Raw genomic sequence first — 25,974 nt, forward strand, 5'->3', positions numbered from 1 at the left:
TACGAGCTACCGAACTAGCTAGAAGGAACATTTTCTGGATTCGATTTAACAATTCTTCTACGTTGTATTGAGAAGTAAATAGGCCATATTGCTGCTTTAATTAACTCCTTGATGAGTGCATTTTTGTAATTCAAAAACCAAATACACAAGTGGAAATAGCAACGGATTTGCTGGTATAAGCTTAAGGAAGTTGTATTGATAGAATTGATATATCCTAAAAAGACTCTGCCTTGAGGAAATATGAGTTTTCCGTTCTTAAGAGTTGGGTCAAGCCAGGTAGCACGTAAATAAGGATTTGACAATGCTTTGCTTGCACGTTGAGCATGGTTGCGATTAAAAAATAGGTACTCAGGAACTTCGTGATATTGACCAAGAAGTGCCATTTTGACGAGTAAAACCTTATCTGCTCCTGGATAGTTGCCTAATAAAGGAGTTTTTGCCAAAACATCTCGACGCATGACTCCAAATAATTGCAAACAGCGATGCGGTTTAGCAAAAGAGTCAATAATAAGATTGCGAAACCGTATATGAGGTTTTGATGAGTGTGTTAGTAAGGGATTCTCATCACAATTAGTTGGTAAAACCTCTTCGCGTTCGTTAATAAGTTTAGTCTTAGGATAAGATACAACAACTGATGGATTATTTTCAAGTATATTGACACATTTTTCTATAAATTCTGGAGCACATAAATCATCGTGAGCAGCCCACTTAAAGTACTGACCTGTAGCTAATTCAAAGACACGGTTGAAATTATTATGTCCTCCAATGTTTTTTTCGTTTCGATAGTATTTTATTCGGCTGTCTTTAGCTACATAAGCTTCACAGATTTCCCTAGTTTTATCGGTTGATGCATTATCTGAGATAATCAGTTCAAAATTTGAATGAGTTTGTGTCAAAATTGAATTTAAAGCTTTTTCTAGTAAATCATCTCCGTTATAAACGGGTAAGCCAATGCTAACAAGTGGGTAATTACTATCTTCTTTCACTATTGAGTTTTTGTAAGTAGTATTTAATTGCATAAAGTCTAGAAATGCTACTATTAAAAAATTATTGTTGAGGACGTAAAAAAGCTAAGTTAGTTTGGCGATCGCTAATCACTTTTAACACAGCATCGTGCCAAAAGTTGGCAATTTTATGATAGCCTTGGGCGTTAGGATGCAGTCCTATATCTAGATCAAGCGATAGTGATGCTGTTAAGTCTTGAATACTTAAACCTCTCATATCTACAAAGTGTATTTTTTTGTCTTGAGCTACTTTAGAGGCAACAATACTAGGAATTGCTGCATTGAAATACATTGCGCGCAGACTACGAATTGCTGGCTTTGCTGCAGGATGAATAGGTGGAATTGAAGCAACAAGTAGTTGGGAGTAAGGACAACACGCAGTAATTTTGTCGATCAGAGTACTAAAATTTTCAATCATTGTTCTGAGCGAACTTTTGCGCGTATCATTAGTACCAATCATTAATAAAATTAAGTCTGGTTGAGCTGTATTAAGCCAGTCATCAATTGATGCGGTAATCTCCTTCATTGTCCACCCAGGATGACCTTCATGAGTTTTATCTCCAAGTGTGTCAGGTCCACTGGTTCTTGAGCCAACGAACTTAACTGGTAAGGCATCAGCAACAAATTTCTGCCAGAGTTCTGGGCGGTAGCCACCACTATTTCTATCACTTGTTCCTTTCACTCCGTAGGTAACAGAGTCACCGAGAAGCATAATTTTTAGCGGTGAGTTGTATTCAGGAATAAACGCACATTTTTCTTCTAAGTCAGCGATCGCATTGCTACTTGCTAGGACATCACCACTGAAATCACTATCAATATCATTAGCATATATGTCAACCTTTACTGGGGTAAAAAAAAACGACTGAGATTATAATTACTTTTTCTTTGTTTGTTTTTAATAGAGAGACTAATAATAGTCACTTTAATAACATGACTATAGTACAGTAGAAAAATAACTTTTGTAAAAATAGTATATTGGAGCAATCGATATAGTATTTTTTTGCTCATAAATCGTGAATAGTGTCAAATACTCAAAATTAAGTTAGGAGTAGTGCTAACAGTAATACTTCCCTTCTGTGGATATCATCCCTATGTTTATACTCAGAACTTTACGCAATAGAGCATTCTAAGTTAAATAATCTAATAAGATCTACAAAAAACTCTTTCGCTACTGCAAAGTAAAGTTGAAAGTTAATAGCCTTATGACTCTGTTGGTGCAGTATTTTTTCACTTTTTTGTTTGCTTGATGCATGTAGTAATAGCATGGAATTAATCACTATTCCAATACGAGCAGCAACAATTTTGAGTAACTGTACTTCGTCTATGCTAAATCGGCGCGAGTGAAACGTCCCGACATGAAAGACTCCAACGACTTGGTTATTTATTAGTAGAGGCATACCTAACATAGACTGAAGTCCTTTATGACGTAGAATTGGGCTAAAAACGTCTACCTGAGACAAGTCATCAACAATTGTTATCTCACGCTTAGCAGCAATCTTACCTGCAAATCCACATCCGATCGGAATTTGAATACCTGCGGCGACTTCTTCTTCCAAGCCACAAGCAGAATGTACGACCAAATGTTGTTTGTCTTGTGAGCAGAATAATACTGCTACTGTATCTACTTTAAAGACTTGGCGAATGCAATCAAGTAGTGGATAAAGCAGATTTTGTAGTAAAGAACGAACTGGTATTTCGTTCAATGGCTGCGGAAGTAAGTCAGCTATTTCTGCTACCTCTGCTTGAATTTGAGTTGCAGTCTCCTCTAACTCAGTTAAGGCAATGTTTAAAGAATTGGGGAGGTAGTTATTATTACTGGCGATGTTTTTATGCGAGTTCATAATTTTTGAGAAAGCAAAAAGCATTGAGTGAAATTAGGCGATCGCTTTCTATGTTAATTCTCTGCCACATCAAAGCCCTGTAAAACTCCCCAACAGGTATAAACTATGCTTGAGTCAACTCCTCGACAGTCACTTCAGAACGTGCTTTTTCCAAACAAGTCTCTAATGTTTTACTCAGAACCTGGATATGCGGTTCTTTGAGAATTGTCGAGTGATTGCCAGGAAGATCGTGGGCTTCTAATCCACCTTCGGCAAGATTACCCCAACCGTATTCAGGATCTTTTGTGTACCAATCATCAGGAGTAGGCATTCCTGATGGATAGTAATACCATCCTTTGCCTGGCACTTCGGTGGCACGAAACAGCGTTAATTTACCAGCATAAGGTTGAAATGTATAGGTGCGCATTGCTTTTCTAATGCTATATCCTACATACTTTCTGTGCCAAAAATAAGGCAAACTCCCTGCTAGTTTGAGATAAGTGCTCCAGTAAACAACGTACCATTTTCTTTCCAAACTGCGGTAAGCCATTTTTGCTGGGTGTTTCAGCCCGAAACGCCAGAAGTTACGCCACTGCCGCGAGAACCACTCAGGTACAGTAACTTTTTTGAAACAACCTGGAACAAACGTATCGAGTAAGCCTACAAAAGCAACTTTCTCACCTATGGCGTGTAACTGCTTTGCCATTTCAAACGCCACCACACCGCCAGAAGAGAAACCTGCTAAGTAATAAGGACCCTCTGGTTGAACTGCGCGAATCTCTTCGATATAAGCAGCTGCCATATCCTCAATTCGGTTCAAAGGAGTTGTGAATCCATCCACTCCCCGTGCTTGCAATCCATAAAAAGGCTGATCAGCACCTAAATATTGAGCGAGATCCTGAAAAGCGAGAACATGGGCACCATTACCATGCATACAAAATAAAGGTGGTTTAGAGCCACTCGGTTGGATAGGAACCAGCGATCTAAAAGATACTGATTCAGATTCTTGACCAATGACTTCAGCGAGTTGTTCGAGTGTTGGTGCTTGAATTAAAGTTGCTAGAGACAGCTTTTTGCCAAATGTTTGCTCAATGTGGTCGAAGAGTCGCAGCGCTCGTAGTGAGTCTCCTCCGAGATCAAAATAGTTGTCTATAATGCTAATCGGCTGAATTTCCAGCACTTGCTCCCATATTTGGGCAAGTTGAAGTTCTATAGAATTACGTGGCGCAATATAAACTTCTCCTTCTGAGTTTGGCTCTAGCTTTGAGTTTAGTTCTGTTTGGGAGACACTCATTTCTTCTACTGATTTCATGATTTCTCTTCAATTTGCGTAAAGACAATTAATTGCTAAGAGCCAAAAGCTCGTTTCACACCCTAAATTCATCTGCTTTGCTTCGCTACGTTGGTTCTGATTGAGCTAGTTGCGGTGCTTAAACAAATTACCTAAAGCTTTGAAAACACCTTTATTTGAATTATTAGTTGTAGCTGGTGTTGCGGCTGGCGCTGGTGTTTTGGCAACGGCAGTTTTGGCAGCAAAGCTTCTTGGTTTGACTAGGGCTTCATTTGCAGCCTCGTCGCGCAGAACCCGTTTTAAGACTTTTCCCGTGGGGTTTTTGGGAATAGAATCAACAAACTTAATTGCTTTGGGTACTTTATACGCAGCCATGCGCTCAGAACAAAAAGCAATCATTTGTTTTTCTGTTACAGTTTGATCTGGTTTAAGAACAATATTAGCTTTGACGATTTCAGTTGTTTCCAAGTTGGGAACGCCGTAAACCGCAACTTCGGCTACTGCGGGGTGTTGATACATAACGTTTTCTACTTCAGTTGGGTAGACCTTGAATCCAGCAACATTAATCATGTCTTTGGAACGATCCACAATGTAGAAGTAGCCGTCTTCATCAATTTGACCAATATCGCCAGTATAAAACCACCCATTTTTGATCACTTCTGCGGTTTCAAAAGGACGATTCCAATAGCCCAGCATTACATTCGGACCCCGAATAATAATCTCGCCGAGATCTCCTGGTAGGGCGTCTTTGCCATCCGCATGGACAATTTTCATCTCGACGTTTTCAATCGGCGTACCTATTGATCCGACTTTGTATTTAAAGTCATTGTTGTAGCTAGCACAGGGAGATGTTTCCGTTAGACCGTAGCCTTGATGAATTTCTAATTGATATTTATCAAACCACTTTTGGGCAACCTCTACAGGAAGAGGTGCAGCAGCTGAGAAGTAGTAGCGAATTGAACTCAAGTCATAGCCTAATGTACCCATGTTCAGAAGTAGGATGTAGACTGTCGGTACACTAAAGAACATGGTGATCTGCTCAGTGACGACCGACTTGAGAATTTTCTCTAAATCGAAATGACGATGAAGAACGATTGTGGCACAGGCGTTTAATCCAGCATTGAGAACGGCATTTTGCCCGAAGCAATGGAATAGTGGTAGGTAAAGTAAGATGCGATCTTCGGCACTCATTCCACAACAACGGTTTTGCGAGTAGCTGTTGGAAATGACATTACCGTGAGATAGAGTCGCACCTTTAGGAAAGCCTGTGGTTCCTGAAGTATAGACGATCGCAGCAGGTGCGTAACGATCCATTTCAATCGTCTTGGCATCTGGTGAAGCACTTGCCATCATCTCAGCCAAGCTTAGTCCCTTGCTGCTTTCGCCTTCTGCGATCAAGATATGTTTTAACTCAGGTAAGTCGGCTTCAGGGACATTCTCAACAAGTTCTGCGGTAGTAACAATTGCCTTTGCACCTGAATCATTGAGAATAAAGCTAACTTCGGTGCTTTTGAGCATGGCATTCAGCGATACTGCAACCGCACCGATTTTCACTATGCCGAGATAAGCAATGATGAATTCAGGAATATTTGGCAAAAATAAAGCAATGCGATCGCCGCGATGAATATTGCGATCGCGTAACCCATTGGCGAAGCGATTTGCCAGCAAGTCGAGATCTTTGTACGTGTAAGATCTTTCTTCAAAAATGAGCGCAGTCTTATCGGGAAATAAATGATGACCGCGTTCTATATGTTGGGCAATATTCATCACTACGAGTCCTTATTCAAGCTAGTCAAGAGATCTTTTACCGCTGCAGCGATCGCACCTTCAGTAGCAATATCAGCCGCAACTTTAGCAATATGTTCATCTAAAGGTTGTTCGCGATCGTCCCAGATGTAAGGGCGAGTTGCTGATGGTGGCTGTCCCACAACTTCACGCACAGCTTGATACAAGCGCCGAGTAATCGGAGAGAGACACTCGCTAGCATCATAATGTCCTACACAAGCATACGTTCTTAAATCGACTGCTTGCACGCCAAACATGAGAGCGATCGCCATATACTGCTGGAAGATCTCAACAGCGTTGCGCGTTAAATTCGCAGCAGCAAATCCTTGGCTATTGATATTTTGATTGTATTGTTCGGCATGGGTAGGATAGCGATCGGCAATTGAATTTCCGTAGAAGCTCAACAACGGCATAATCGAGTTACCAGTAATTTGCAACCCTTTTAATCCCATATTGACAATGCGTTCTTTGTTACCAACCAAAGATGCAGGTAAGCCGTTATTAAACTCTGGGGCGACAAGATAAGCAATTTGTACATCAAGGTGTTTTGCCATCATCCCGATGTAGTAGCGCAGGTGATCCATTCCCATACCTACGTACTGTCCTAAGAAATTACCGCCGTGGTAGCTTGCTTGATTTTCGGCGTCGATCAGCGGGTTATCGGTCGCCGAATTCATTTCGACCTCGATTTGCTGGGTAACTTGCGATACACCATCAACAATTGGTCCCATATATTGCGCCAAGCAGCGTAGTGAGTATCGATCTTGAATCGGGGCTTGACCGCGATACTCGTGCGTACCATCTAATTCATCACGAATCAAGCGCGAACCTGCCAAAAGATCGAGCATTGTGTATGCTGCCCATTTTTGTCCTGGGTGCGGTTTCAGTTCGTGAATAAAGGGATGGAATGATTGATTTGTTCCGTTTAAACCTTGCAGAATTAGCGCGTGTGCTCCCATTGTCAACGCCATCAACAGCCGCGTATCGTACACGCAGTTAGCCGCAATTCCCGTCATGACAGAGGTGCCATTCATCATGGCTAACCCTTCTTTCGCTTGGAGTTGCAACTGTGGTAATCCCAACCGATTTAGGGCAGTAATCGCATCGATTTCTTCGCCATCAAAGTCAACAGTGTAGCGCTCGTCTAAACCAATCAAAGCACCTGTAATGTAAGACAATGGAGTCAAATCGCCACTTGCACCAATCGAGCCATATTCAGGAACGTGGGGTGTCACTCTAGCATTGAGAAACGTTTCCATCCGTTGCACGATCTCGCGGCGGATTCCTGAAGCACCATGTAAATGTGAATTAACACGCAACAACATTGCAGCACGGACGTCAGTGAGTGGTAACTTGCGCCCAGCACCGACTTTGTGATACCAGACAAGATTATGCTGTAATAAATCGGCATACTCGCGTGAAATAACAACATTTGCCATCCCACCAAAACCACTCGTGACACCGTATATCGGTCTACCCGTTGCCACTGCATCGGCAATATAGTCACAAGATGCTTGAACGCGCTGCGCAACGTCATCTGCTGTGCTGATCTGGACTTTAGCCCCATGACGTGCCACATTAACGACTTCATCGATTGTGATGTTGCGATTGCCTATCGACACAGTTTTTGCAGAAGTTTGTGTCTGTTGTAAAGCTGCTGTATTCATTTAGAAGTTCCTTGCAAAGGTGTATAACGTCAGGAGAAAGCATTGCTGGATCAATTGCACGCCCCCTAAATCCCCCACCATTGGGGACTTTGAAGGGTTTGATTCCCCCACGGAGGGCTAAGGGGGCAAATCACACTCTTATTCAGCAACGCATAGGAAAATAAACTTGCTTAAACACTTACCAGTGCAGGCATAACTGGTAAATGTGCATCTGGTGTTTGCTCCCAGCGACCAAAGGTTTTGCTCACAACGGCAACATCGTGCATTAATTGCTCAAAACTTTCTGGCGTCAGTGATTGCGGACCATCAGATAATGCTTTGGCTGGGTTAGGATGCACTTCCACCATCAGTGAATCAGTTCCTGCGGCGATCGCTGCTAAACACATGGGCGGGACATATTCAGCTTTGCCAGTACCGTGACTGGGGTCTACCATAATCGGGAGGTGCGTGAGCGATCGCAACACTGGTACGACAGCTAAATCTAGAGTATTGCGTGCATATTGACGATCAAACCCACGAATTCCCCGTTCGCAGAGAATCACATTTGGATTCCCCGCTGCCAAAATATACTCTGCTGCCATCAGCCATTCTTCTACTGTTGCCGAAATACCCCGCTTCAATAAAATTGGCTTACCTGTAGCACCTACTTTCTTGAGTAACGAGAAATTCTGCATATTCCGCGCGCCGACTTGCAACACATCTGCAACTGCTGCAACTTTCTCAATATCAGCAGTATCCATAATTTCAGTGATAATGCCTAACCCCGAAGCTTGACGCGCTTTATCAAGCAATTCTAGGGCGCTTTCACCGTGTCCTTGAAATGCATAAGGTGATGTACGAGGCTTGTAGGCACCTCCACGGAGGAATTTTGCGCCTGCCGCTTTGACTCTTTGCGCAGTTTCAACAATCATTTGTTCGTTTTCTACCGAACAAGGTCCTGCAACAACCACAATGGGATGTTCTTGTCCAAAAGCAACATCGCCATTTGGTGTAGGGACAACAACTGTACTTGGTCCGTGCCGAAACTCTTGACTTACTCGTTTATAAGGTTTATTGACTCGGACAACTTGCTCTATAAAAGGACTAATTTGTTGAATGTGTTCTCCATTGAGAGCTGCTGTATCTCCTAGTAAACCAATAACAACTTTGTGTTGACCAATACTTTTTTCTGTAATGACATTCTGATTATGAATTTCTTGACAAATTCGTTCTATTTCTTCTTTTGGAGTACCTGCTCTCAAAACAACAATCATTGCTTGAATTTCTCCGCAAAAGGGTTCTCTTGATTTTTAAAATCGCCAACAAAAAATGGACTGTACTGCGTTTAGACAGTAAGTCCACGGTAGATGTCCTGCGACTGAAGTTGCGGCTACATAAACGAAGTGTGCGGAGGCACACTATGAATTAAGAATTTTATTACTGAAGTCCACGGAGGTGGACTTTATTTGTTTAGCTGCGAATTTATTCGCGCTTATATTCAAGCTATAACGTTCAATTACGCGATGCTACTGCCATCTGTTTTTGTTGCACCTTTAATACAGGTTGTTGTTTCAGGCGCAGGTGTTTTTGAGCATAACGAGTCGTAATATATTTGTTGAGTTTCTTGTCTATAGACATTAAAGTATCTGTTACCATCCGACGAATACGTCCGCGCTGCCCAAAGCTCAGTTCTACGCTTAAGGGTTGGATAATTGACATATATCGCCGCCACCCTAACTTTTTATATTTGTTCTTAAAATAGTCATCCTCAGTTAAATTCCATTTATCGCGCAAGCGGTGTAAGCTAGTCAATTCCCAAGCATCACTCCAGCGCAACATATAGAAAGTCATATCTGACCATGTCAGTGTAGAACTTGGTACGTAAGTGACAACAGAATCTGGCTCTAAGTAAACGCTACCGCCAGCTTCATTGACTAAAATACAAAAATCTACGTGCTCTTTTGTGTTGAGTAGCTGTTCATCGAGCATTCCGACTTGAGTAAAGATATCGGTACGCACCATCATGCAATGAAATTCAGCTAGTCCTGTTTCACTGCGTTGAAGTTTCGGGCGGACATCTGCAACTTGACGCCCCTGCAAATAGATTTTCTCAATCATCCGCCGTCGGACATTTCCGTCTTTCGTTTCCACCCGTACGCCAGATTCTCCCCCTGCGCAATGTACTATTTCGTGTAAGGGTAGATGTTGGCAGATTAGGGGACTCACGATAGTAGCGTTAGTTGTCTCGGCACACTCAATGAGCTTTTGCAACCAGCCAGGTGTAACTACTACATCATTGTCAATGAAGACAACATATTTAGTATCTACTTGAGCAAGTCCTATATTTCGTGCATGATTTGGCGAAAGATAGTGTTCAGTCCTAATAAGTTGAAAATTTTTCTCTCGTGCTTTTGCTTCTAAATAGTTCTTTATTTGTGATGGCGAACCACCATCAACGTAGACTAGCTTAAAAGGAGTTTGTGTATGCTCGTAAATACTTTCAAGTGACTCGTGACTATAGCTAAAACGCTCTCGTGGTGCAACAACAATTGTAACTTGTGGTTCTACCATAGATGAAAATTCCCTTTTGAAGGTTTGAGCTGAACAAACAAAGCTTGGTGAATAAATTTGCAGCTAAACAAATATAGACGCACAGCGGTGAGCAGCGCGTTGGGCGGCTGCGCCGACTTGAAGCGACTGCGAACCCGAAGGGCTTCCCGCAGGGTGGTTCACCTCCGTGTACTGTAGTGATAAAATTTTTATTGATGCAGAAACATACTTGGTTTATGAAACCCCGACTTCAATCGCAGGGCATCTGTAATTTATGAGAAATCAACTTATGCAATTGCTTGCTTTAACTTTGGATTCATTGCATTATTAATATCCCGATCAATCAGGACTTGCTCGTAAATTTGGACGAGTTGATCGTTAAGTTTGTTCGTGTCGTAGTGTTGTTCTACGTATGCTCGACCAGCTTGACCCATCTGTTGCCAAATTTCTGGACGATCGCAAAGATAAGCAATCTTTTCAGCTAAGGTATCTACGTCACGTTCTGGTACTAAGAAACCCGAAATGCCATCTTCAATTAATTCTGGAATGCCACCGTGGATAGTACCTATGACAGGTAAACCCATCGCCATTGCTTCTTTTAAAGTGTTAACTGGAGCATCCTGATTGCCGTCTTTTGCTGTCACGCTAGTAGCAACAAAAATATGTGACTTATCGAGAATTTTAATAATCTCTTGCTGATTTTTCCAGCCTAGTAACTTAACTACGTGACCAACTTTCAGTTCTTGAATGAGGTTCTGTAAGTCTGTTTTTAAGACTCCATCACCAATAATGTTGTACTCAATATTAGGGTGACTTTCGGCTAGCTTAGCCACAGCACGAATGCTGTAAGCCATTCCTTTTTTTTCTACAAGACGACCAGTTGTGGCAATGCGGATTTTACCATCATCAGGGAAACGTGGTTTAAAGAAAAATCGTTCGCAGTTGATTCCTGAACCAAGCACAACAATTTTCTTAGGATTGCAGCCGAATTTAATAACTCGTTGCCTAAAATATTCGCAGTTTGATAGAAAGAAATCTCCTTTTTTGAAGAGTTCGTTATAAACGTGCTCTCCGTATTCTTGAACATACCAACTAATATCAAAGCCCCGAAATGATGTGACAAGCTTACCTTTAATAGCACCAATGTCACGCAGCAGCATACCTTTGAGGGCATACATGCCAAACTGACAGTGGACAATATCATAAGATTGTTTGCCTAAAAACGGTACTATTAAGTGAAACCATTCTATGGGCTTTAGGTGCTTTTTGTATTTAAAAAGACTGAGCGATCGCATCAGTCCTATAGGATGCCTGCACCCACTAGCTAATAGCATTGCACAAGCTTGGAGCAATCTTATTGAGGAATTTTTGGCTCTTTCTGGAGCATAATAGGTTCGTTCGAGTAGGTGGTAACTTTTTACATCGGGGTGAACTTTAGTAGCATTTTCTGGTCTATTGAGTGAATAGATATCGACTTCGTGTCCCCGATCGATCAATCCTGTAATTTGATTCAGAATAAAAGTTTCTGACAGTGCGGGAAAAGACCCGACAATGAATAGTATACGCATGGTAATTTTGAAGAAATTTTTAATTTCTATGAAAAACTTAAATCAAACTAAAAACAAAAGATTATAAAAGCAAAATTGCTAAATAGCGATCCCTGAAAAGAACACAAATTATAAATTTGCTAAATAAGGTGCTTTTTAAAGAAATTCTCCATTTTTTTAGAAAGAGCGCGCGAACCAAATTTCTTTTTATCTCCGTGTTTACCACCTTTGATAATCTCAAATGTCACCTCTGCTTCTACTTTTTGCAAAGCATTAAATAGTAATTGGCTTTGATTGAGTGGTACTAATAAATCCTTATCTCCATGCACAATTAAAAAGGGAGGAACTTCTTTACTTACGTAAGTAATTGGATTAGCTTTTGCTGCTGTGTCCTGATTTTCCTCGATTAGCCCACCAATAAGTGCCGCTTCTGGTGAATTTGCCGGAGTAAAATCGATGTTGCGGAGAAAATCATTGATTCTCAAAAAATCAGTTGGACCAAACCAATCACAAACAGCTTGTACACAACTAGAATAATTCTGCCAACCTCCGCTTCCTTCAAATTCTTGAATGTCTTCCGTAGTTCCCAAAAGTGCAGCAAGATGTCCACCAGCAGAGACACCCCAAACACCAATACGGTGCGGATCAATATGAAACTTTTGAGCATGAGCGCGGAGAAAGCGAATAGCGCACTTACAATCTTGAATTTGAGCAGGGAAAATAGCTTCGTGGCTCAAACGATATTCAATACTGGCGCAAAAAAAGCCCTGACGAGCAAATGAAACTAAATGTTTGAGTCCTTCTTTTTTGTCACCTGAACGCCAAGCACCGCCATGAATCCAAACTAATACAGGCATTAATTTGGTTGATATTTTGGGGTGCAAAATATCCATTTTGAGAGTGCGTTCTCTATTCTTAGTAAATTCAATGTCTTGAAGATGAACTAAACTCTTATAAATGTGTCGCTCAAACTCAAACATAGCTTTGACCGACCGACATATCAGATTTAAGTAGGTAGACATTATGCATTACTTAAATTGCGTGAATTGTCGGCATGGAAGCAAAAAAATTAGCCAGCAAGAGCATTTTTCGGTTTGCGCTCAAAGTTAGAGACTGATAGAACTTTCACATTAGCCAGATGGGACTGGATTTGCTGATGTATATCTTCGCGCTTGGCAATGAGATCGATGAGAAAGTCAGTGAGAACACCAGGTTGGAATGCTTTCTCTGGGTCAATTGTCATTCCTGGCAACTCAAAGTGGCGAAAAAGACCCTCGAATTTACCTTGGTAGGTAACGCCTCCGACAGGGATTCCTTGACCTAAACAAGCGATCGCCAGATGCATTCTCCCAGTCAGAACTAAGTCAAGATCAGCACATATTGATTTAATTTCTGCTGCACTGCACGGAGTTGGCACCTGCATACAATAAGGCTTGATCGCTGATGGCATTGCTTCGAGGATAGCTTGAGCAATTGAGACATCGCTATCATCCCCTCGAAAGTCATGGGGAATCATCAGCAAGCTAATTTTCTGATTTCTAGAACAAAGGTTGATGAAGGCGTTAGCATAAAACTGAATGAATTCATCACGTTTTAACCGTGTTACCTTTGTCAGGTGCAATGCATTTGCATTAACTCCGAGGACAATCCGACCTTGAGCTTTTTGAGCGCGAACCCACTTCGATACACGGACTGTTAAATCAGAATCTTCAGCAGGTTGAAGCATAAAGGCTAAATCAGCTACTAATTCAACAGGGCGTTGGAGACACTGTTTAATCCGCTGGTAAGAAATTGGATCGCGGCAGCAAAGTCGCACACTAGCAGGCAACTGAGAAAATGATTGCACCGCAGCATCGGTTGGTTGGTGATTAAAGCTAAAGCCGAGAATAGTAGCGTCGGCTCCTGTCTTTGCAGCTAGCGCCACAAGGTTGAGCCGCAGTAGGGTGACATTATCTGAGTAAAAACCATCCATAACATCTGCCCCAAGGCAATAAAAATGCTCATAACGACTAATTTTCTCAACCAAGCGAAAACGCTCCCACCAAGAGCCACGAGTAAAAAAACCTTTAATATTGATTGTATCAGTGACTAGTTTGAGATTTTCCCAGCGAGCCGTAGGTTGCAAAGTAATGATACCGATCCGCTGAATACCTTGAGCGGCAAGATGTTCCATACTAGCAGCTAGCATCGCTTCGTCACCAATGCTACCAGGATCAGAAGGTGGTAAGAATAATGCTGATGCGTCAATCTGACTGCGGACTTTAGTTTTCCTTAAAAATCCTAGAGTAGCAGCATAGATACTCAATAGTTGAAATAAGATTTGAGTTTTGATGGTTAATTGCATGGCAATTTAGATTGACTTTTAGTTTAAACACCAAGGCTGTCAGGATACCAAGGATGGAAGCTAACGGATGAGAAACGAAATCGCTTGACTCCTGTTGCGATCGCCTCTTGCATAGTTTGTTCAACTTCTTCAATCATTCTTTCTTTAGAAAAACGCTGTTCAACATAACTACGACACCGTTGCCCTAGAGTTGGATCGTGCTTTTGCCAATCTTTGAGCGCTAGTAGCTGCTGGGCTAAACCTGCAATGTCACCTGGCTCAACTTGAAAGCGTTGAAACTCACCACTAATGACTTCAGGAATCCCACCATAACGCAAGCCAATTGCCGGAGTACCGCAAGCCATTGATTCTGCTATAACTCGCCCAAAGGTTTCTGGCAACATACTCGGCAGTACAGACACATCCGCAGCGCGAAACATTTCTGGTACGTCAGTACGCTTTCCTAACCAATGAACGCGATCGCTAATTCCTAATGTCTGGCATAAATCTATGAGTTCCTGCTGATACACATCTCCTGCGATAGGATTGTAGCTAAAGGAAAAGGAAGTACCTGTAATTAGGAGCCGCGCCTGATCGGGTTTGAAACCTAAACGAGCAAAAGCCGCAATCAACATTTCAATGTTCTTCGGTCGCGTAATTCGCCCTGCATAAAGCACGACAAATGCGTCAGGAGGGATACCTAATGCCCGACGAGTGATATCGCGATCGCTGCGTATTGCAAAACGCTCTAAATCGATACCGTTGTACACAACTTTGATGAGATTGGGACTAAACCCTGCTTTTAAATATGAGCTACGTGCGGCTTGGGATACAGCAATTAAGTTGGTACAAAAATTTAATCCCATCTGAATTTGGGCAGGAAAATGACGTTTTTGCGGTGGGTAGGAACGCAGGTGACAAACTAAAGGTATGCCTTTGACTCGCGCTAAAATTCCACCAAAAAATGTTTGGTAGTAATAGTTAGCGTAGATGAGATCAAATTGATGATGAATTGCTTTTAACAGTGAAGTAATAAAACTGATGCTTGATGATGGTTTACAGCCTTGGATTCGATAAGTAGAGGCTTTTACTACTGTTTTACAAAACTGTTGATAGTGTGGTAGCAAATCTCCTTCTTTACAATATAGACAATGTAACTCGTGCCCCCTTTCAGCTAATCCTCGACAAACGTCAAGAAGACTCCATTCTGCTCCACCACCATCCGAAGAGACGATATTGAGAAGAATTAAAATTTTCATAAAAATTGATGATATGACAATCTCGCGTCCTTGATTTACAAACACGCGAAAGAACGAATTTATTTACTTTTAAGAACTCTTACTGAAAATTTTGGGGTGTAGGCACACTTATCCTGTCTTCCAGGACAGCTAAAGTTAACTCGTGGTACCTTCTCTAACTATCCATAGCGCTGTGGGTTCAGCGCTAGGTTCCTGCGATATAGGATAACAGACTATTAAAGATTAGGAAAGTGGTAGACGATAATTACGCTACCTTATGAATAATACTAGGATACGCGACTCATTTCATGCTGTAGCTGGTGATACTTCCACAATTTTCCTCTTTGAGCAAGTAGCTCTTGATAACCGCCTTGTTCAATAATCCGTCCTCCTTCAAGGACAACGACTTTATCGGCACGGACAATTGTTGAGAGTCGGTGGGCGATCGCAATTACGGTACGACCAACAGCGAGTTTTTCTAAAGATTCTTGAATCAATCGTTCTGAAACAGAATCTAAAGCACTCGTTGCTTCATCAAGGATGAGAATATCAGGATTACGCAACAACGCACGAGCGATCGCAATTCGTTGTCTTTGTCCGCCAGATAACCGAACGCCGCGATCGCCTAACTGAGTATCAAATCCTTGAGGTAATTCTTGAATGAAGTCTAAAGCATTTGCCAGACGAGCAGCTTCCCAAACTGCTGCTTCGTCAACATCTTCCAGTGCATAGGCAATATTGTCACGTACGGAAGTATTAAAAATAAATGTATCTTGACTGACAACTGCTAATTTACGCCGCAGTGAACTAATTTCAAACTCGCGTAAATCGACGCCATCAACAAGAATTTGACCAGCAGTTGGGTCGTAAAATCGTGGAATTAAGTCGGCTAAAGTTGATTTACCTGCGCCGGAAGAACCTACCAAAGCTGTCATTTCACCTTTTTTAATTGAAAGTGAAATATTGTGTAAAACAGGCTCATCTGCGTCGTAACCAAAATCGACTGCGACGTACTCAATCGCTTGCTTGAGGTTTGTAAACTTCTGTTTACCATTGCGCGTGTATGCTTTGTCATCTTTACGGAGCAATTCTTTGATGTCTCTGAGTGAACCATGAAGACCACTCATTTGCACTCTAGCATGGTCAATTTGACGTAAAGTTGGCATCATGCGGAACAGCACAAACAAGAAAGTGAGCAAAGAAGCTAACTCTAAGAACCCTTGGGGAATCAAAGTGGTTACTGCTACCACTAACATTCCAATGAGAATTGTTGTTGCAATGCCTTCTCTAAGCGGTTCTACGAGTGCTTGTGCGGAGATAGATTGCAGTGTTGCGTTTAATAAATTTTGGTTAGCACCATAAAAGCGTTTGCGTTCAAAATCTTCTGCTGCAAAGGCATGGACAGTGCGAATACCGTTCACTAATTCAAGTGCAACTGAGGTATACCTACCACTTGCTTTTGATTTCTCAAAACTGGCTTCCCGAATTTGTCCTAGTAGTGTCGAGATGCCTATCGATAGTAAGCTAAACAGCATACCTGACACTAAAGTTAGCTGCCATGACAGCAAGAACATTGAAAATAAGTATATCCAGAGCGTAATTATTTTAGTAATTAGTGAAGAACTGATATCAAAAGCATGTTGCAAGTGAATAACTTCTGCGGTGAGGCTGTTAATGATTTCTCCCGACCGTTTTTTGGCAAAGTAACTGATTCGCAGCGAAATTAACTGTTCAAAGAGAAGACGCCGTAACCGATATGCCAAACTAGAAGCTGAAATTCTGGTATAAAGCTTTCCTAAGTAGCTAAAACCGAGGCGTAAGAAGGTTGTTAAGAGAATTAGACCAGATATCCGAAACAGTCGTTCGTTGACAGGAGCATTAACTCCAAGTATGACAGTATCAATCCACTCTATTCCTGTCTGAAATTGTGCGGTGTCGGGATGTGTTAAGCTTTGCAGAAAAGTGAGGATAAAACCAATTCCAAACCCTTCAAAAGCTGCTGCTAGGATAGTAAATGTAAATGCAAAGATTGCCGCTCTACCAAAATACTTAAATTCTCTGATGAGAAAAGAGTTTTCTCGCCAAAAGCTTGTAGTTTGGAGGATGCGGTGAATTGGTGCTGGAATTTTAACAGGCATAAATATTAGAAAAATTGATTTTAGATCTTAGATTATCTGTAGCGACTAATCGTTACTGCGCATACCAACAACACGGGCAGGTACACCTACAGCGATCGCACCATCGGGAATATCTCGATTCACAACTGCACCTGCACCAACAACAGCACCTTTACCAATACGGACGCCATCTAGAACAATCACACCAAAACCTAACCAGGCATCGTCTTCGACAACGATACCACCTTTAGTTTGCAGCGGTTGCTTGCTCATTAATTCGTCTGGTGCAATACCGTGGTCATAAGGGTAAAAAGCACAGTTAGGGGCAATTTGAACGCCACGACCGATTTGAATTGGTGCTTTATAGGCAGAAAACTGACAGCGGGGCTGAATGTGCGTGTCAGAATCGATCTTGAGAATGCCACCTTCACCTGTCTGAATGCAAATATCGCCATAGAGATGAACTCGATCGGCAATTTCGACAGAACCATTGTTGATGATGTTTGGTTTTTTATCTTCAAAGATCGTGACGCGATCGCCAATAAAAATATGTTTACCGAGTTCTAGCTGGGAGTGATAAATTGTTGCACTGGGAGCAATGTAGCCTTTAGAGTTAAATCTTGCCAACCGACGACGCGCATAATAGGGAGGAGTGAACCATGTTGCAATCCATGTTGCTAGGCGTCCAATTCCGCTTAACCCTGCAAATTGCATCCAAAATGCTGCCCAAGTTGTCGTTGCAACACCCTGTATTCCACGAGATTGCCAGGTGTTCGCAAATCGAGTCCAGACTTGAGATGAAGTAGATACCATAATGACCTGACCTAATTTTGGTACAACAATTCTTGATGTAACTGCCGTTTTGAAATCACTTTAGCTGGAACGCCCACAGCAACTGAATAGGGAGGAATATCTTTTGTGACTACTGCGCCCGCACCGATGACGCTACCTTGACCAATCGTGACGCCATCTAAGACTTTGACTCCAGTACCCAACCAACAGTCATCTTCGATGACAACTCCCTTACAAGTCAATCCCTGCTCTTGAATACTACAACTGGGATCGGCAAATTTATGATTATTACCGTAAATTCCTGAATGTGATGCAATTAGACAATTTTTGCCAATCTTAATCGAACCTGGACCGGCGATGCAAGTGTAAGGTCCAATGTAAGTTGCTGCACCGATTTCAATTAACCCGCGATCGTGCGCTTTGATATCGACTCCACAGTCTAGATTGACTTGTTCGTAAAGATAGATACTACAGTTTTCTCCTGCTGTGTTAATTCGTACGCCTGATTCTATGTGTACGCGATCGCCAATGTAAATTTTGTTATTACTTGCTTGAGTTTTGTTAGTGAGCACAGCACTACTTATAAAAGCACCGCGATTGATATTGACATTATTACCAATTTCTATATGACGAGGTTGGATAAATTCAACACCAGGTTGAATCCGTACTGAATGACCTATTCGTGCAAAAATAGAGCGATAAATAGAGTTTCTTAAAACGATCCCTGGTCCTCTGGGAATCCATTCAATTAAAGCAGTGATTAATGATTCTTTTTTATATAAATTTGCTGTAGAGGTTCTTTCCATTACACAAATTAATCCAAATATTTTTTAATACAATCTAATTTAGTTTTAAATGTGAGATAGGCATCTTGCCCTCTAAAATTCTAATTAAACTCATTCCTAGCCATGTATCGTACAATACAATACTCTTTCATCAAGAATATCTAGCAGTTGACTATCATGTTGGCTATCAATCTTTCGCGCAAAGTGAAAATCACCATAAGTAATTTTAGTGTAATCTTCAGTTGTTAATAACCGAGCATTTCCACTACGAATATTGGCAGGAAACTCGACAAAACGTTTATCATCATTACATAAATTAAATTGTCCGCTGTTGACTAAAATAGTTTGCATGATTGATTCTTCTGGAGCCAGAGTTTTTTGATAGTACTTTAAAACTTCAGGATGTTCAATCAAATATTCTCTAAAGTATTTAACACACTTCCTTGATAGCGTGTTCCAATACCAGCCACCGTAACATTTAAATTGCTCATTAAAAGGATGAGATTTAGCTTTTAGCCCCAAAAGTGAAAATCGCCACTGAACTAAAAGTGGCGTAAAAGGTTCAATTCTTCCTAGTTTTCTTAGAAACCAACTTGTCCATTCGGGAAGGCTAATATACTGTCCAAAAAAGCGTTTTTCTCCTGCTTTACCCCAAAGACTTTGGGGTGAAAGAACATCCCAATAACGAATAAAACCGTCGTACTCAGTTTGAGTCAAAAAGCTCTCAATCGTAGATATTGGTTGTGTGGGATAATCTTGACCAGAAAGACAAACAAGCCATTCAAAATTTGGACGATTAGCAAATAGCCAATCAACAGCTTCAAGATACATCATTAATAAAGATGCGTCACCCCGTTTAGCAGCTTTTTTTCGTTGAATTAAGTCAATTCCTGAGTAATGACTGAGACTAGACAAATCGAGGTAGGAAGTACTAAAGTCATGATTAATCAAAACCTGAGAGTGAGGACTTGATTGTTTAATTACTCGTACTAGCCGCAGAATCTGTTCAGGGTTTTTATGGCTTTGAATAAAGTAGCAAATCATGCGCGTATATTATTAACTAGAAGATGCCTTTTGACTAAAGTCGCGGCTACTAAAAGCAAGTGTACCTTCGTACACTAAAATAAGACTTTTACTAGTAAGTCCACGCAGGTGGACTTTGTTTATTTGGCAGCGAATTCATTCGCCAAGCGTTCTGAAGAATTTGTGAGGATGTGGTTATACAACCGGAGATGTCGTTGCGCACATAACTCAATTGAGTATTCTTGAGATGCGATCGCCCGACATTGTTGACTCATGTCACTAGGAGATTGCTCCGCGAGTAGTTGTGCAATACCTTTACTAAAGTCTTGAGCATCTTCGGGTGTTGCGAGGTATCCTGTGATACCATGTTGTACTAAATCAGGAACACCACCCACTTTAAATGAAACAACAGGCGTTCCACACGCCATACTTTCTAAAGCTACATTGCCAAAAGTTTCAGCACGAGTCGGAAACAAAAACAAATCCGCAGCCGAATAACAAACCGCTTTCTGGCGATCGTCACTCACATAACCAAGATTGAGTGTAGGCATTCCGACAGTTTGAGCGATCGCTTCACCGCCATGTCCTATAATCACTAGTACTGTTTCTGCTTTGAGTGATGCAGGGAGGGTTTGTAAAGCTTTCAGCAGGAGATCGCCACCTTTTTGGAAGTGATCCAACCGCACCGCTGCGAACATGAGGACGTTTTTATCTTGGGGAATTCCTAGTTGGGCGCGACATTGTTCGCGATCCAAGGGTTGATAGATTTCAGTATCAATTCCGTTAGGAATTTCATAAATTGGGTGACGGTTCAAGATACTTTGTTGTGCAACTTCAGTTAACCACTTACTTTTAGTGACAAATGTGATGTTAGAGCGATTGTAGATCCATTCCTTGAGTTTCCACTCAATACGCGTACCATCGCGGCGGATATACGGATTCGATTCTGGATAAGGACAGTGACCACAACCAGTTTTCCAGCGATCGCAATCGTAACTAAAAGCGCAATGTCCTGTAAAAGCCCACATATCACAAAGCGTAAATACCGCAGGCTTGTTTTGTGTCAGGTAAGGCAGGGCTAAATAATTAATAAAGCCGCTGTGAGTACCGTGAAAGTGGAGGATTTCAGTGTCAATGTAAGCTTGATGCTGTTTGATTTTGAAGGAACTAACTCGGTGGATATCGTTTAATCCAAGTCTTGATGTGAATTTTTTAAGATATGTTCCGGCTGTTTCCCATCTTGACCAATGTTCGAGGACTTGCACGTAAGGAGAATCGGTTGTTTTGTTTTCACACAAAATCTGAGAATCAACTCCAGCGGATCTTAGCCCCATATGAAGGCGATGCATCGAAACTGCACCACCTCCGCCCAGCTTACCCGAATCACTTGTCCATAAGTGAAGAACTTTCACTGTTTTAGACCTCTAAGATTGTTCGCGTGTCAATCAACTTTAAATGTTGTTCGCGCGATCGCGTTACGGTTATTAGAAAACTGACTTAGGCAGCAAGGGTAGTAGAAGTTGTTCGTGCTTTAACTGTAGGTGTGTCCTTCATCTGCTGTTTAATCTCGTCAGCTAACCTAATTGCTAAAGCCACAATCGTTAGGGTAGGATTCGACAGTCCACTTGTGGGGAAGACCGAGCTACCAGCCACATACAAATTACTTACACCATGAACTTGACAGTGTTCGTTGACAACACCTTGGCGAGGATTAGTACTCATGCGCGTTGTCCCGATGTGATGGTACGAACCTTTTATAGATTGCCAAGAAGCATCATCGTCTGTCAATTCGATTTGCATTTGACCCAGCGCAAACTGCTCAAATTTTTGGGCAATAACCTGTTGAGATCGCTTCACAGTATATTTGTCTATTGGACTCAAGCGCCAGTCGAGGTTCACGCGATTTAGTCCTAAGCAATCGCGTTCTGTACTCAGTGTAATTCGACTGTCTGGATTTGGAGCTTGCTCTGATATTAGGTGGGTTCGGTAAACAACAGATTGCTCTGTAGGTTTACGGAATAATTTTGCATAAGCTTTAGCAAGGACGCGATCAGAATTTGCAATGACTTGACCCAAATCCTCAATGGCAGAAGTTTCTTTTTTGGGAAGACCAAACTCATACTCGTGACCTTCAACAATTGCAGTCAACTCTTGAGAAGCTTTTGACTGGCGCATTTTATACTGTAAGCGCTTGAGCGCAAGAAGCCACTCTTCAACAATAGGTTTAACACGCAGACTAAAATTGAGAACTTGCTCGCGCTCTTGCATTTGTTTAGACAAACCAAAGCCTGTTCCCATAAAGGTGTTATCGACTTCAATGTAAGGCGGTGCTACCTGATTAAAATACGATACTTTGCCTGACCATAGAATCGGATGTTCCATAAAAAATCTACCAACTAGGTCGTATTGATTTCCTAGTCCACAGGTTTGATCTTTGTTAGATAGCAACAACAACCGTGGATTTTCAATACCACCCACTGCCAAAATATAAGTTTTGGCTTTTACACAAAACTGCTTACCGTCAATACTTGCAACTCGAAGTCGAGTCACGGCACGTGCTGTATCGTTTGTTTCAATCTCTATAACGTTAGCATGAAGATAAGTTTTAATATTTCGTGCTTGCTCAAGTTCAGTTCTATAAGCCTCACCAAAGCGGACGTGTGTTGATGGAATAACTTGCCACAAATGCGTAGTAATCTCTTCTCCAAGCGATGGTATTTCCATCTGAAGTTGAGCTAAACCTGCTTGCCAATACGCTAAATCGTACTCAAAAGGTCCTAAATGACAAGCTTGCTGCGCGCGATGATAGTAGGGATCTAACTCAGATTTAGTGATAGGCCAACCACTATATGGCATCCAAGATCGTTGTTCAAAATCAATTTCATCAAGTGGACGACTCCATCCTCCCCAAAGATTCGTAGAGCCACCCAAATAACGGGCACGCGCTTCTTTTAAAGGAAAATATCTTGTTCCTACATTGTCACCTTCGTATAGTGATTGTGTTGCAGGCTCATACCCTAAACCACCACTTTCCAAAATACAAACTTCGTATGGCTGGTTACTCAATTCCCGCGCAATCGTAATTCCTGCGGCTCCAGCACCGATTATACAAATATCTGTTTCTAACAGTGTTTCTGCTGGTACGGTTAATGCATCAATAATCATGATTATTTTTGTTAAATTTTCCAAGTACTAACTGCAATCAGAAATTGAACCACGATTTATCTACTAAGCTGCAATCAATCCTCTAACTTCACTAATTGTTGATTGCAAATCTACTTCGTGCTTAATTCTTCCTTCGATATGCTCTGGATAGAAGTATTTTTCTACAACTTCTTTACCAAATCCTACAATACATTCAGTATCAAACAAAAACTCAAGTGTTAAGCATGCTGAACTAAATGTAAATATTTTGGGACTTTGCAACTGAGTAAGATCAAATTTGAGAAACAACTCCATAAATAGAACTTCAAAAGGCAAGTAGAATAAGAAATCCTCGTTAAGCAAAATAATTTTTGCATAAAGATCATTCAGTTCAGCCTGCAGTTGTAAAATCTTTTGTTTCGAGTCTCGCGGATGCGGCTTAATCAAAAGGATTGAGTTAGGTGATATGCCTTGTGTTAACAAGAACTCTCTATATGCTTTGACTTCCCTTTCTATAGGCATTCTATGAGCCTCAGAAAAATTGGAAGACAGCAAAATTGATACAGAATAATTTTGTATTACTGCTTTTAGTTTGTTAATGTAATCAGCATCAATTAAGTCATCTAATGCTTTTCTGAGAGTTTGAAAAGTTTTTAAGTACACTGACCTATCCAGAACAACTGTTTCCATAGGCGGAACTTCACCAAAAGCATAGGGCAACGAGAAATAACCAATATCAAACTCTTGTTTACGAAATTTTTTCTTTTTAGGTAAAACTCCTTTTATTTGTTTTTTGAGATTTTTATATAAATTGCTTAAGGAGAGAGCAGCTTCCTGCGATGTATTTTGTGGTAAAAAAGCTGTGTGGGAGAAGTAAATTCCGATACCATCTCCATAGCAAATTTTCTCAGCAGATTCATAAACATTCATTAAGAGTTGATTTTCTGTATTCCATGTTCTGGAAAAATAGATTTCGTCAGGACTCTCAACTCCTACAAGGTTATGGACTAACTTAGCAACTTCTGACAGACTAGACGAACTAACTTTTTCTGTTAAGAACTTTGTTTGTTCTAATGAGAGATAAACAATTTTTTTCCATGAGTAGATGGAGTTAGCCATCTTTTGAATAAAAGCAGCAAACTCCTCGTTTTGCCCTTGAGGGGCAAATAAAGGAGTAATCACAAGATAATCTTCATAATTACAATTCAATTGCTGTTCTTTTGCTCTATAGCTTAGAACTGACAAAGCTGTAACTAATTGAATACTACCAAAGCAAGCTACCAAACGCTTGATTGTTTTTGTTTGTGACATGTTTATTGGCTTACAAAACTATTGACAACTAGCAATTAGCATCTCGCAAATTTCTCTAACTGCCCCTTGTCCGCCAGGGAGTTTAGTAATATAAATTGCAATACTTCGATTTGCACTCATAGCATCAGCAACTGTCATGGGACAACCGACAGCTTGCAGTACCTCAAGATCGTTAATATCATCGCCGACATAAGCTACTTGAGAAAGCGAGATATCTAACTTTTGACAAAGAGTTTTTAACTGAGAGAGTTTGTCTTTTACACCTAAGAAAGTGTGAGTAATACCTAAATCTTGAGCGCGATTGAGTGTTGATAATGCAGATTTCGCAGTAATAATCGCAACTTCTACACCAGCTTGCTTTAACAGCTTAATTCCTTGACCATCTTTAATATTGAATTTTCGCAGAACTTGACCAGTTTCTGTATAGAAAAGTCCGCCATCGGTGAGTACGCCATCAACGTCTAAAGCTAAAAGCTTAACTTGTGATAAACGCGATCGCAGTTCTGATGTAGAAATATCTGTCATGGCAATTACACAGTTGTGGGGACAGCTTGCAAACTATTACGCACGTTGAGTACTTGCTTGAGAACAGATTCTAGTTCAGCTAAAGGAATCATATTCGGACCATCGCTAGGTGCACTATCAGGATTCTCGTGAACTTCCATAAATAGTGCATCAATTCCAATAGCAGCAGCAGCGCGGGCTAAGTATGGGACAAACTGGCGCTGTCCTCCTGATTTGTCACCTTGTCCCCCTGGCATTTGTACGCTGTGGGTTGCATCAAAAACAACAGGATAGCCAAACTCGCGCATTTGCGGTAGCGATCGGAAATCAACAACTAGTGTGTTGTAGCCGAAACTTGTACCGCGTTCAGTTAACAGAATTCGCTTGGTTCCTCCTGACTCTAACTTGCGAACAACGTTTTTCATATCCCAAGGACCTAAAAATTGTCCTTTTTTCACATTGACAACTTTACCTGTCGCAGCAGCGGCGAGTAATAAATCAGTTTGACGACATAAAAAAGCTGGAATTTGGAGGATATCAACAACTTCTGCGACAAGTGTAGCTTGATAACTTTCGTGAATATCTGTGAGAACCGGAACCCCGACTTCTTCTTTAACTCGTTGCAGAATTTGCAGTCCAGTTTCTAAGCTTTGTCCTCTAAAAGAATTGATTGAAGTTCGGTTAGCTTTGTCAAACGAAGATTTGAAGATGAACGAAATCCCTAGGCGATCGCACACCTTGGCAATCTGTTCTGCCATAAATAGCGTAAAGTCCCCAGATTCAATGACACAAGGACCGCCAATTAAAGCAAGAGGACAGTTGTCACCAATCGAAATATTGTTTGTAATTTGAGTTTGAATCATTTGTTAAGCCACTAAGTTACTGAGTATATTAACCAAATTAAATTTCAGATGTGGATAGGCATTTTCCCTGTCCATTAGTACAGTCTTATCTATCTATTTGTACTTACAGCCTATTGCAGTTTTATGAGGCACAGTAGCAACAGTGAGTAAACCAGTTTTTCAAATGCACGGGATTAATTAAATCGAGTGCAGTGGCAATGAGAAGATCAACCCTGAATGCAGTAGTTGGGG

Annotated in this window: 21 protein-coding genes; all 21 read right to left on the minus strand. The window is 41.2% G+C overall.

The window, feature by feature from the left end; translation table 11 throughout:
* Positions 1-14: 14 nt before the first annotated feature.
* The 21 genes from IQ230_RS09010 to kdsA all read right to left on the minus strand — a co-directional run bounded on the left by IQ230_RS09010 (position 15) and on the right by kdsA (position 25,743).
* Positions 15-1,019, minus strand: a complete 1,005-nt coding sequence (locus IQ230_RS09010) for a glycosyltransferase family 2 protein (RefSeq protein WP_193931676.1) — start codon at positions 1,017-1,019, stop codon at positions 15-17.
* A 28-nt stretch (positions 1,020-1,047) separates the two neighbouring features.
* On the minus strand, positions 1,048-1,716 hold the full coding sequence (locus IQ230_RS09015) for an SGNH/GDSL hydrolase family protein (protein WP_193931677.1): 669 nt from the start codon (positions 1,714-1,716) through the stop codon (positions 1,048-1,050).
* Between the two features lie 397 nt (positions 1,717-2,113).
* A complete protein-coding gene (locus tag IQ230_RS09020; RefSeq protein WP_193931678.1) occupies positions 2,114-2,845 on the minus strand; it encodes a GAF domain-containing protein in 732 nt (243 codons plus the stop codon).
* A gap of 103 nt (positions 2,846-2,948) precedes the next feature.
* Entirely contained in the window at positions 2,949-4,136 is a 1,188-nt protein-coding gene (locus tag IQ230_RS09025) for a thioesterase domain-containing protein (protein WP_193931679.1), read from the minus strand.
* Between the two features lie 105 nt (positions 4,137-4,241).
* Positions 4,242-5,882 carry a class I adenylate-forming enzyme family protein gene (locus IQ230_RS09030; protein ID WP_193931680.1) on the minus strand — a complete coding sequence of 547 codons (1,641 nt, stop codon included), beginning with the start codon at positions 5,880-5,882 and terminating at the stop codon, positions 4,242-4,244.
* Positions 5,883-5,884: 2 nt separating this feature from the next.
* The gene (locus IQ230_RS09035; protein ID WP_193931681.1) at positions 5,885-7,567 is read right to left on the minus strand and encodes an HAL/PAL/TAL family ammonia-lyase; all 1,683 of its coding nucleotides are present in this window, start codon (positions 7,565-7,567) and stop codon (positions 5,885-5,887) included.
* 170 nt (positions 7,568-7,737) lie between these two features.
* Positions 7,738-8,820, minus strand: coding sequence for a 3-deoxy-7-phosphoheptulonate synthase (gene aroF / locus IQ230_RS09040; protein WP_193931682.1), 1,083 nt, complete (start codon positions 8,818-8,820; stop codon positions 7,738-7,740).
* A gap of 238 nt (positions 8,821-9,058) precedes the next feature.
* Complete coding sequence (locus IQ230_RS09045) at positions 9,059-10,117, minus strand: glycosyltransferase family 2 protein (protein ID WP_193931683.1); 1,059 nt, start codon at positions 10,115-10,117, stop codon at positions 9,059-9,061.
* A gap of 266 nt (positions 10,118-10,383) precedes the next feature.
* A complete protein-coding gene (locus IQ230_RS09050; protein ID WP_193931684.1) occupies positions 10,384-11,664 on the minus strand; it encodes a glycosyltransferase in 1,281 nt (426 codons plus the stop codon).
* 119 nt (positions 11,665-11,783) lie between these two features.
* Positions 11,784-12,665, minus strand: coding sequence for an alpha/beta hydrolase (locus IQ230_RS09055; RefSeq protein ID WP_193931685.1), 882 nt, complete (start codon positions 12,663-12,665; stop codon positions 11,784-11,786).
* Positions 12,666-12,712: 47 nt separating this feature from the next.
* Positions 12,713-13,987 (minus strand): polysaccharide pyruvyl transferase family protein, encoded by a 1,275-nt coding sequence (locus IQ230_RS09060; protein WP_193931686.1) that lies wholly within the window; start codon positions 13,985-13,987, stop codon positions 12,713-12,715.
* 23 nt (positions 13,988-14,010) lie between these two features.
* Positions 14,011-15,225: a glycosyltransferase family 4 protein gene (locus IQ230_RS09065; RefSeq protein ID WP_193931687.1), complete on the minus strand. Its 1,215-nt coding sequence runs from the start codon at positions 15,223-15,225 to the stop codon at positions 14,011-14,013.
* Between the two features lie 266 nt (positions 15,226-15,491).
* Complete coding sequence (hepA, locus tag IQ230_RS09070; RefSeq protein WP_193931688.1) at positions 15,492-17,342, minus strand: heterocyst formation ABC transporter subunit HepA; 1,851 nt, start codon at positions 17,340-17,342, stop codon at positions 15,492-15,494.
* 45 nt (positions 17,343-17,387) lie between these two features.
* Positions 17,388-18,134, minus strand: coding sequence for an acyltransferase (locus tag IQ230_RS09075; protein WP_193931689.1), 747 nt, complete (start codon positions 18,132-18,134; stop codon positions 17,388-17,390).
* 11 nt (positions 18,135-18,145) lie between these two features.
* Complete coding sequence (locus tag IQ230_RS27345) at positions 18,146-18,919, minus strand: acyltransferase (protein WP_193931690.1); 774 nt, start codon at positions 18,917-18,919, stop codon at positions 18,146-18,148.
* Positions 18,920-19,015: 96 nt separating this feature from the next.
* Complete coding sequence (locus IQ230_RS09085; RefSeq protein WP_193931691.1) at positions 19,016-19,942, minus strand: beta-1,6-N-acetylglucosaminyltransferase; 927 nt, start codon at positions 19,940-19,942, stop codon at positions 19,016-19,018.
* Positions 19,943-20,061: 119 nt separating this feature from the next.
* A complete protein-coding gene (locus IQ230_RS09090; RefSeq protein WP_193931692.1) occupies positions 20,062-21,333 on the minus strand; it encodes a glycosyltransferase family 4 protein in 1,272 nt (423 codons plus the stop codon).
* A gap of 85 nt (positions 21,334-21,418) precedes the next feature.
* Positions 21,419-23,086: an FAD-dependent oxidoreductase gene (locus tag IQ230_RS09095; protein ID WP_193931693.1), complete on the minus strand. Its 1,668-nt coding sequence runs from the start codon at positions 23,084-23,086 to the stop codon at positions 21,419-21,421.
* 63 nt (positions 23,087-23,149) lie between these two features.
* Positions 23,150-24,376 (minus strand): polysialyltransferase family glycosyltransferase, encoded by a 1,227-nt coding sequence (locus IQ230_RS09100; RefSeq protein ID WP_193931694.1) that lies wholly within the window; start codon positions 24,374-24,376, stop codon positions 23,150-23,152.
* An 18-nt stretch (positions 24,377-24,394) separates the two neighbouring features.
* On the minus strand, positions 24,395-24,901 hold the full coding sequence (locus IQ230_RS09105; RefSeq protein WP_193931695.1) for a KdsC family phosphatase: 507 nt from the start codon (positions 24,899-24,901) through the stop codon (positions 24,395-24,397).
* A gap of 5 nt (positions 24,902-24,906) precedes the next feature.
* Entirely contained in the window at positions 24,907-25,743 is an 837-nt protein-coding gene (kdsA, locus tag IQ230_RS09110) for a 3-deoxy-8-phosphooctulonate synthase (protein WP_193931696.1), read from the minus strand.
* Between the last annotated feature and the right edge of the window lie 231 nt (positions 25,744-25,974).

This window comes from Gloeocapsopsis crepidinum LEGE 06123, from assembly GCF_015207655.1.
GTDB classification, from domain to species: Bacteria; Cyanobacteriota; Cyanobacteriia; order Cyanobacteriales; family Chroococcidiopsidaceae; genus Gloeocapsopsis; species Gloeocapsopsis crepidinum.

What these genes read in the sequence shown, in the direction of transcription:
- IQ230_RS09010 (WP_193931676.1), bottom strand. Translation starts at nt 1,019, where the DNA reads ATGCAATTAAATACTACTTACAAAAACTCAATAGTGAAAGAAGATAGT.
- IQ230_RS09015 (WP_193931677.1), bottom strand. Translation starts at nt 1,716, where the DNA reads ATGCTTCTCGGTGACTCTGTTACCTACGGAGTGAAAGGAACAAGTGAT.
- IQ230_RS09020 (WP_193931678.1), bottom strand. Translation starts at nt 2,845, where the DNA reads ATGAACTCGCATAAAAACATCGCCAGTAATAATAACTACCTCCCCAAT.
- IQ230_RS09025 (WP_193931679.1), bottom strand. Translation starts at nt 4,136, where the DNA reads ATGAAATCAGTAGAAGAAATGAGTGTCTCCCAAACAGAACTAAACTCA.
- IQ230_RS09030 (WP_193931680.1), bottom strand. Translation starts at nt 5,882, where the DNA reads ATGAATATTGCCCAACATATAGAACGCGGTCATCATTTATTTCCCGAT.
- IQ230_RS09035 (WP_193931681.1), bottom strand. Translation starts at nt 7,567, where the DNA reads ATGAATACAGCAGCTTTACAACAGACACAAACTTCTGCAAAAACTGTG.
- aroF (WP_193931682.1), bottom strand. Translation starts at nt 8,820, where the DNA reads ATGATTGTTGTTTTGAGAGCAGGTACTCCAAAAGAAGAAATAGAACGA.
- IQ230_RS09045 (WP_193931683.1), bottom strand. Translation starts at nt 10,117, where the DNA reads ATGGTAGAACCACAAGTTACAATTGTTGTTGCACCACGAGAGCGTTTT.
- IQ230_RS09050 (WP_193931684.1), bottom strand. Translation starts at nt 11,664, where the DNA reads ATGCGTATACTATTCATTGTCGGGTCTTTTCCCGCACTGTCAGAAACT.
- IQ230_RS09055 (WP_193931685.1), bottom strand. Translation starts at nt 12,665, where the DNA reads ATGTCTACCTACTTAAATCTGATATGTCGGTCGGTCAAAGCTATGTTT.
- IQ230_RS09060 (WP_193931686.1), bottom strand. Translation starts at nt 13,987, where the DNA reads ATGCAATTAACCATCAAAACTCAAATCTTATTTCAACTATTGAGTATC.
- IQ230_RS09065 (WP_193931687.1), bottom strand. Translation starts at nt 15,225, where the DNA reads ATGAAAATTTTAATTCTTCTCAATATCGTCTCTTCGGATGGTGGTGGA.
- hepA (WP_193931688.1), bottom strand. Translation starts at nt 17,342, where the DNA reads ATGCCTGTTAAAATTCCAGCACCAATTCACCGCATCCTCCAAACTACA.
- IQ230_RS09075 (WP_193931689.1), bottom strand. Translation starts at nt 18,134, where the DNA reads ATGGTATCTACTTCATCTCAAGTCTGGACTCGATTTGCGAACACCTGG.
- IQ230_RS27345 (WP_193931690.1), bottom strand. Translation starts at nt 18,919, where the DNA reads ATGGAAAGAACCTCTACAGCAAATTTATATAAAAAAGAATCATTAATC.
- IQ230_RS09085 (WP_193931691.1), bottom strand. Translation starts at nt 19,942, where the DNA reads ATGATTTGCTACTTTATTCAAAGCCATAAAAACCCTGAACAGATTCTG.
- IQ230_RS09095 (WP_193931693.1), bottom strand. Translation starts at nt 23,086, where the DNA reads ATGATTATTGATGCATTAACCGTACCAGCAGAAACACTGTTAGAAACA.
- IQ230_RS09100 (WP_193931694.1), bottom strand. Translation starts at nt 24,376, where the DNA reads ATGTCACAAACAAAAACAATCAAGCGTTTGGTAGCTTGCTTTGGTAGT.
- IQ230_RS09105 (WP_193931695.1), bottom strand. Translation starts at nt 24,901, where the DNA reads ATGACAGATATTTCTACATCAGAACTGCGATCGCGTTTATCACAAGTT.
- kdsA (WP_193931696.1), bottom strand. Translation starts at nt 25,743, where the DNA reads ATGATTCAAACTCAAATTACAAACAATATTTCGATTGGTGACAACTGT.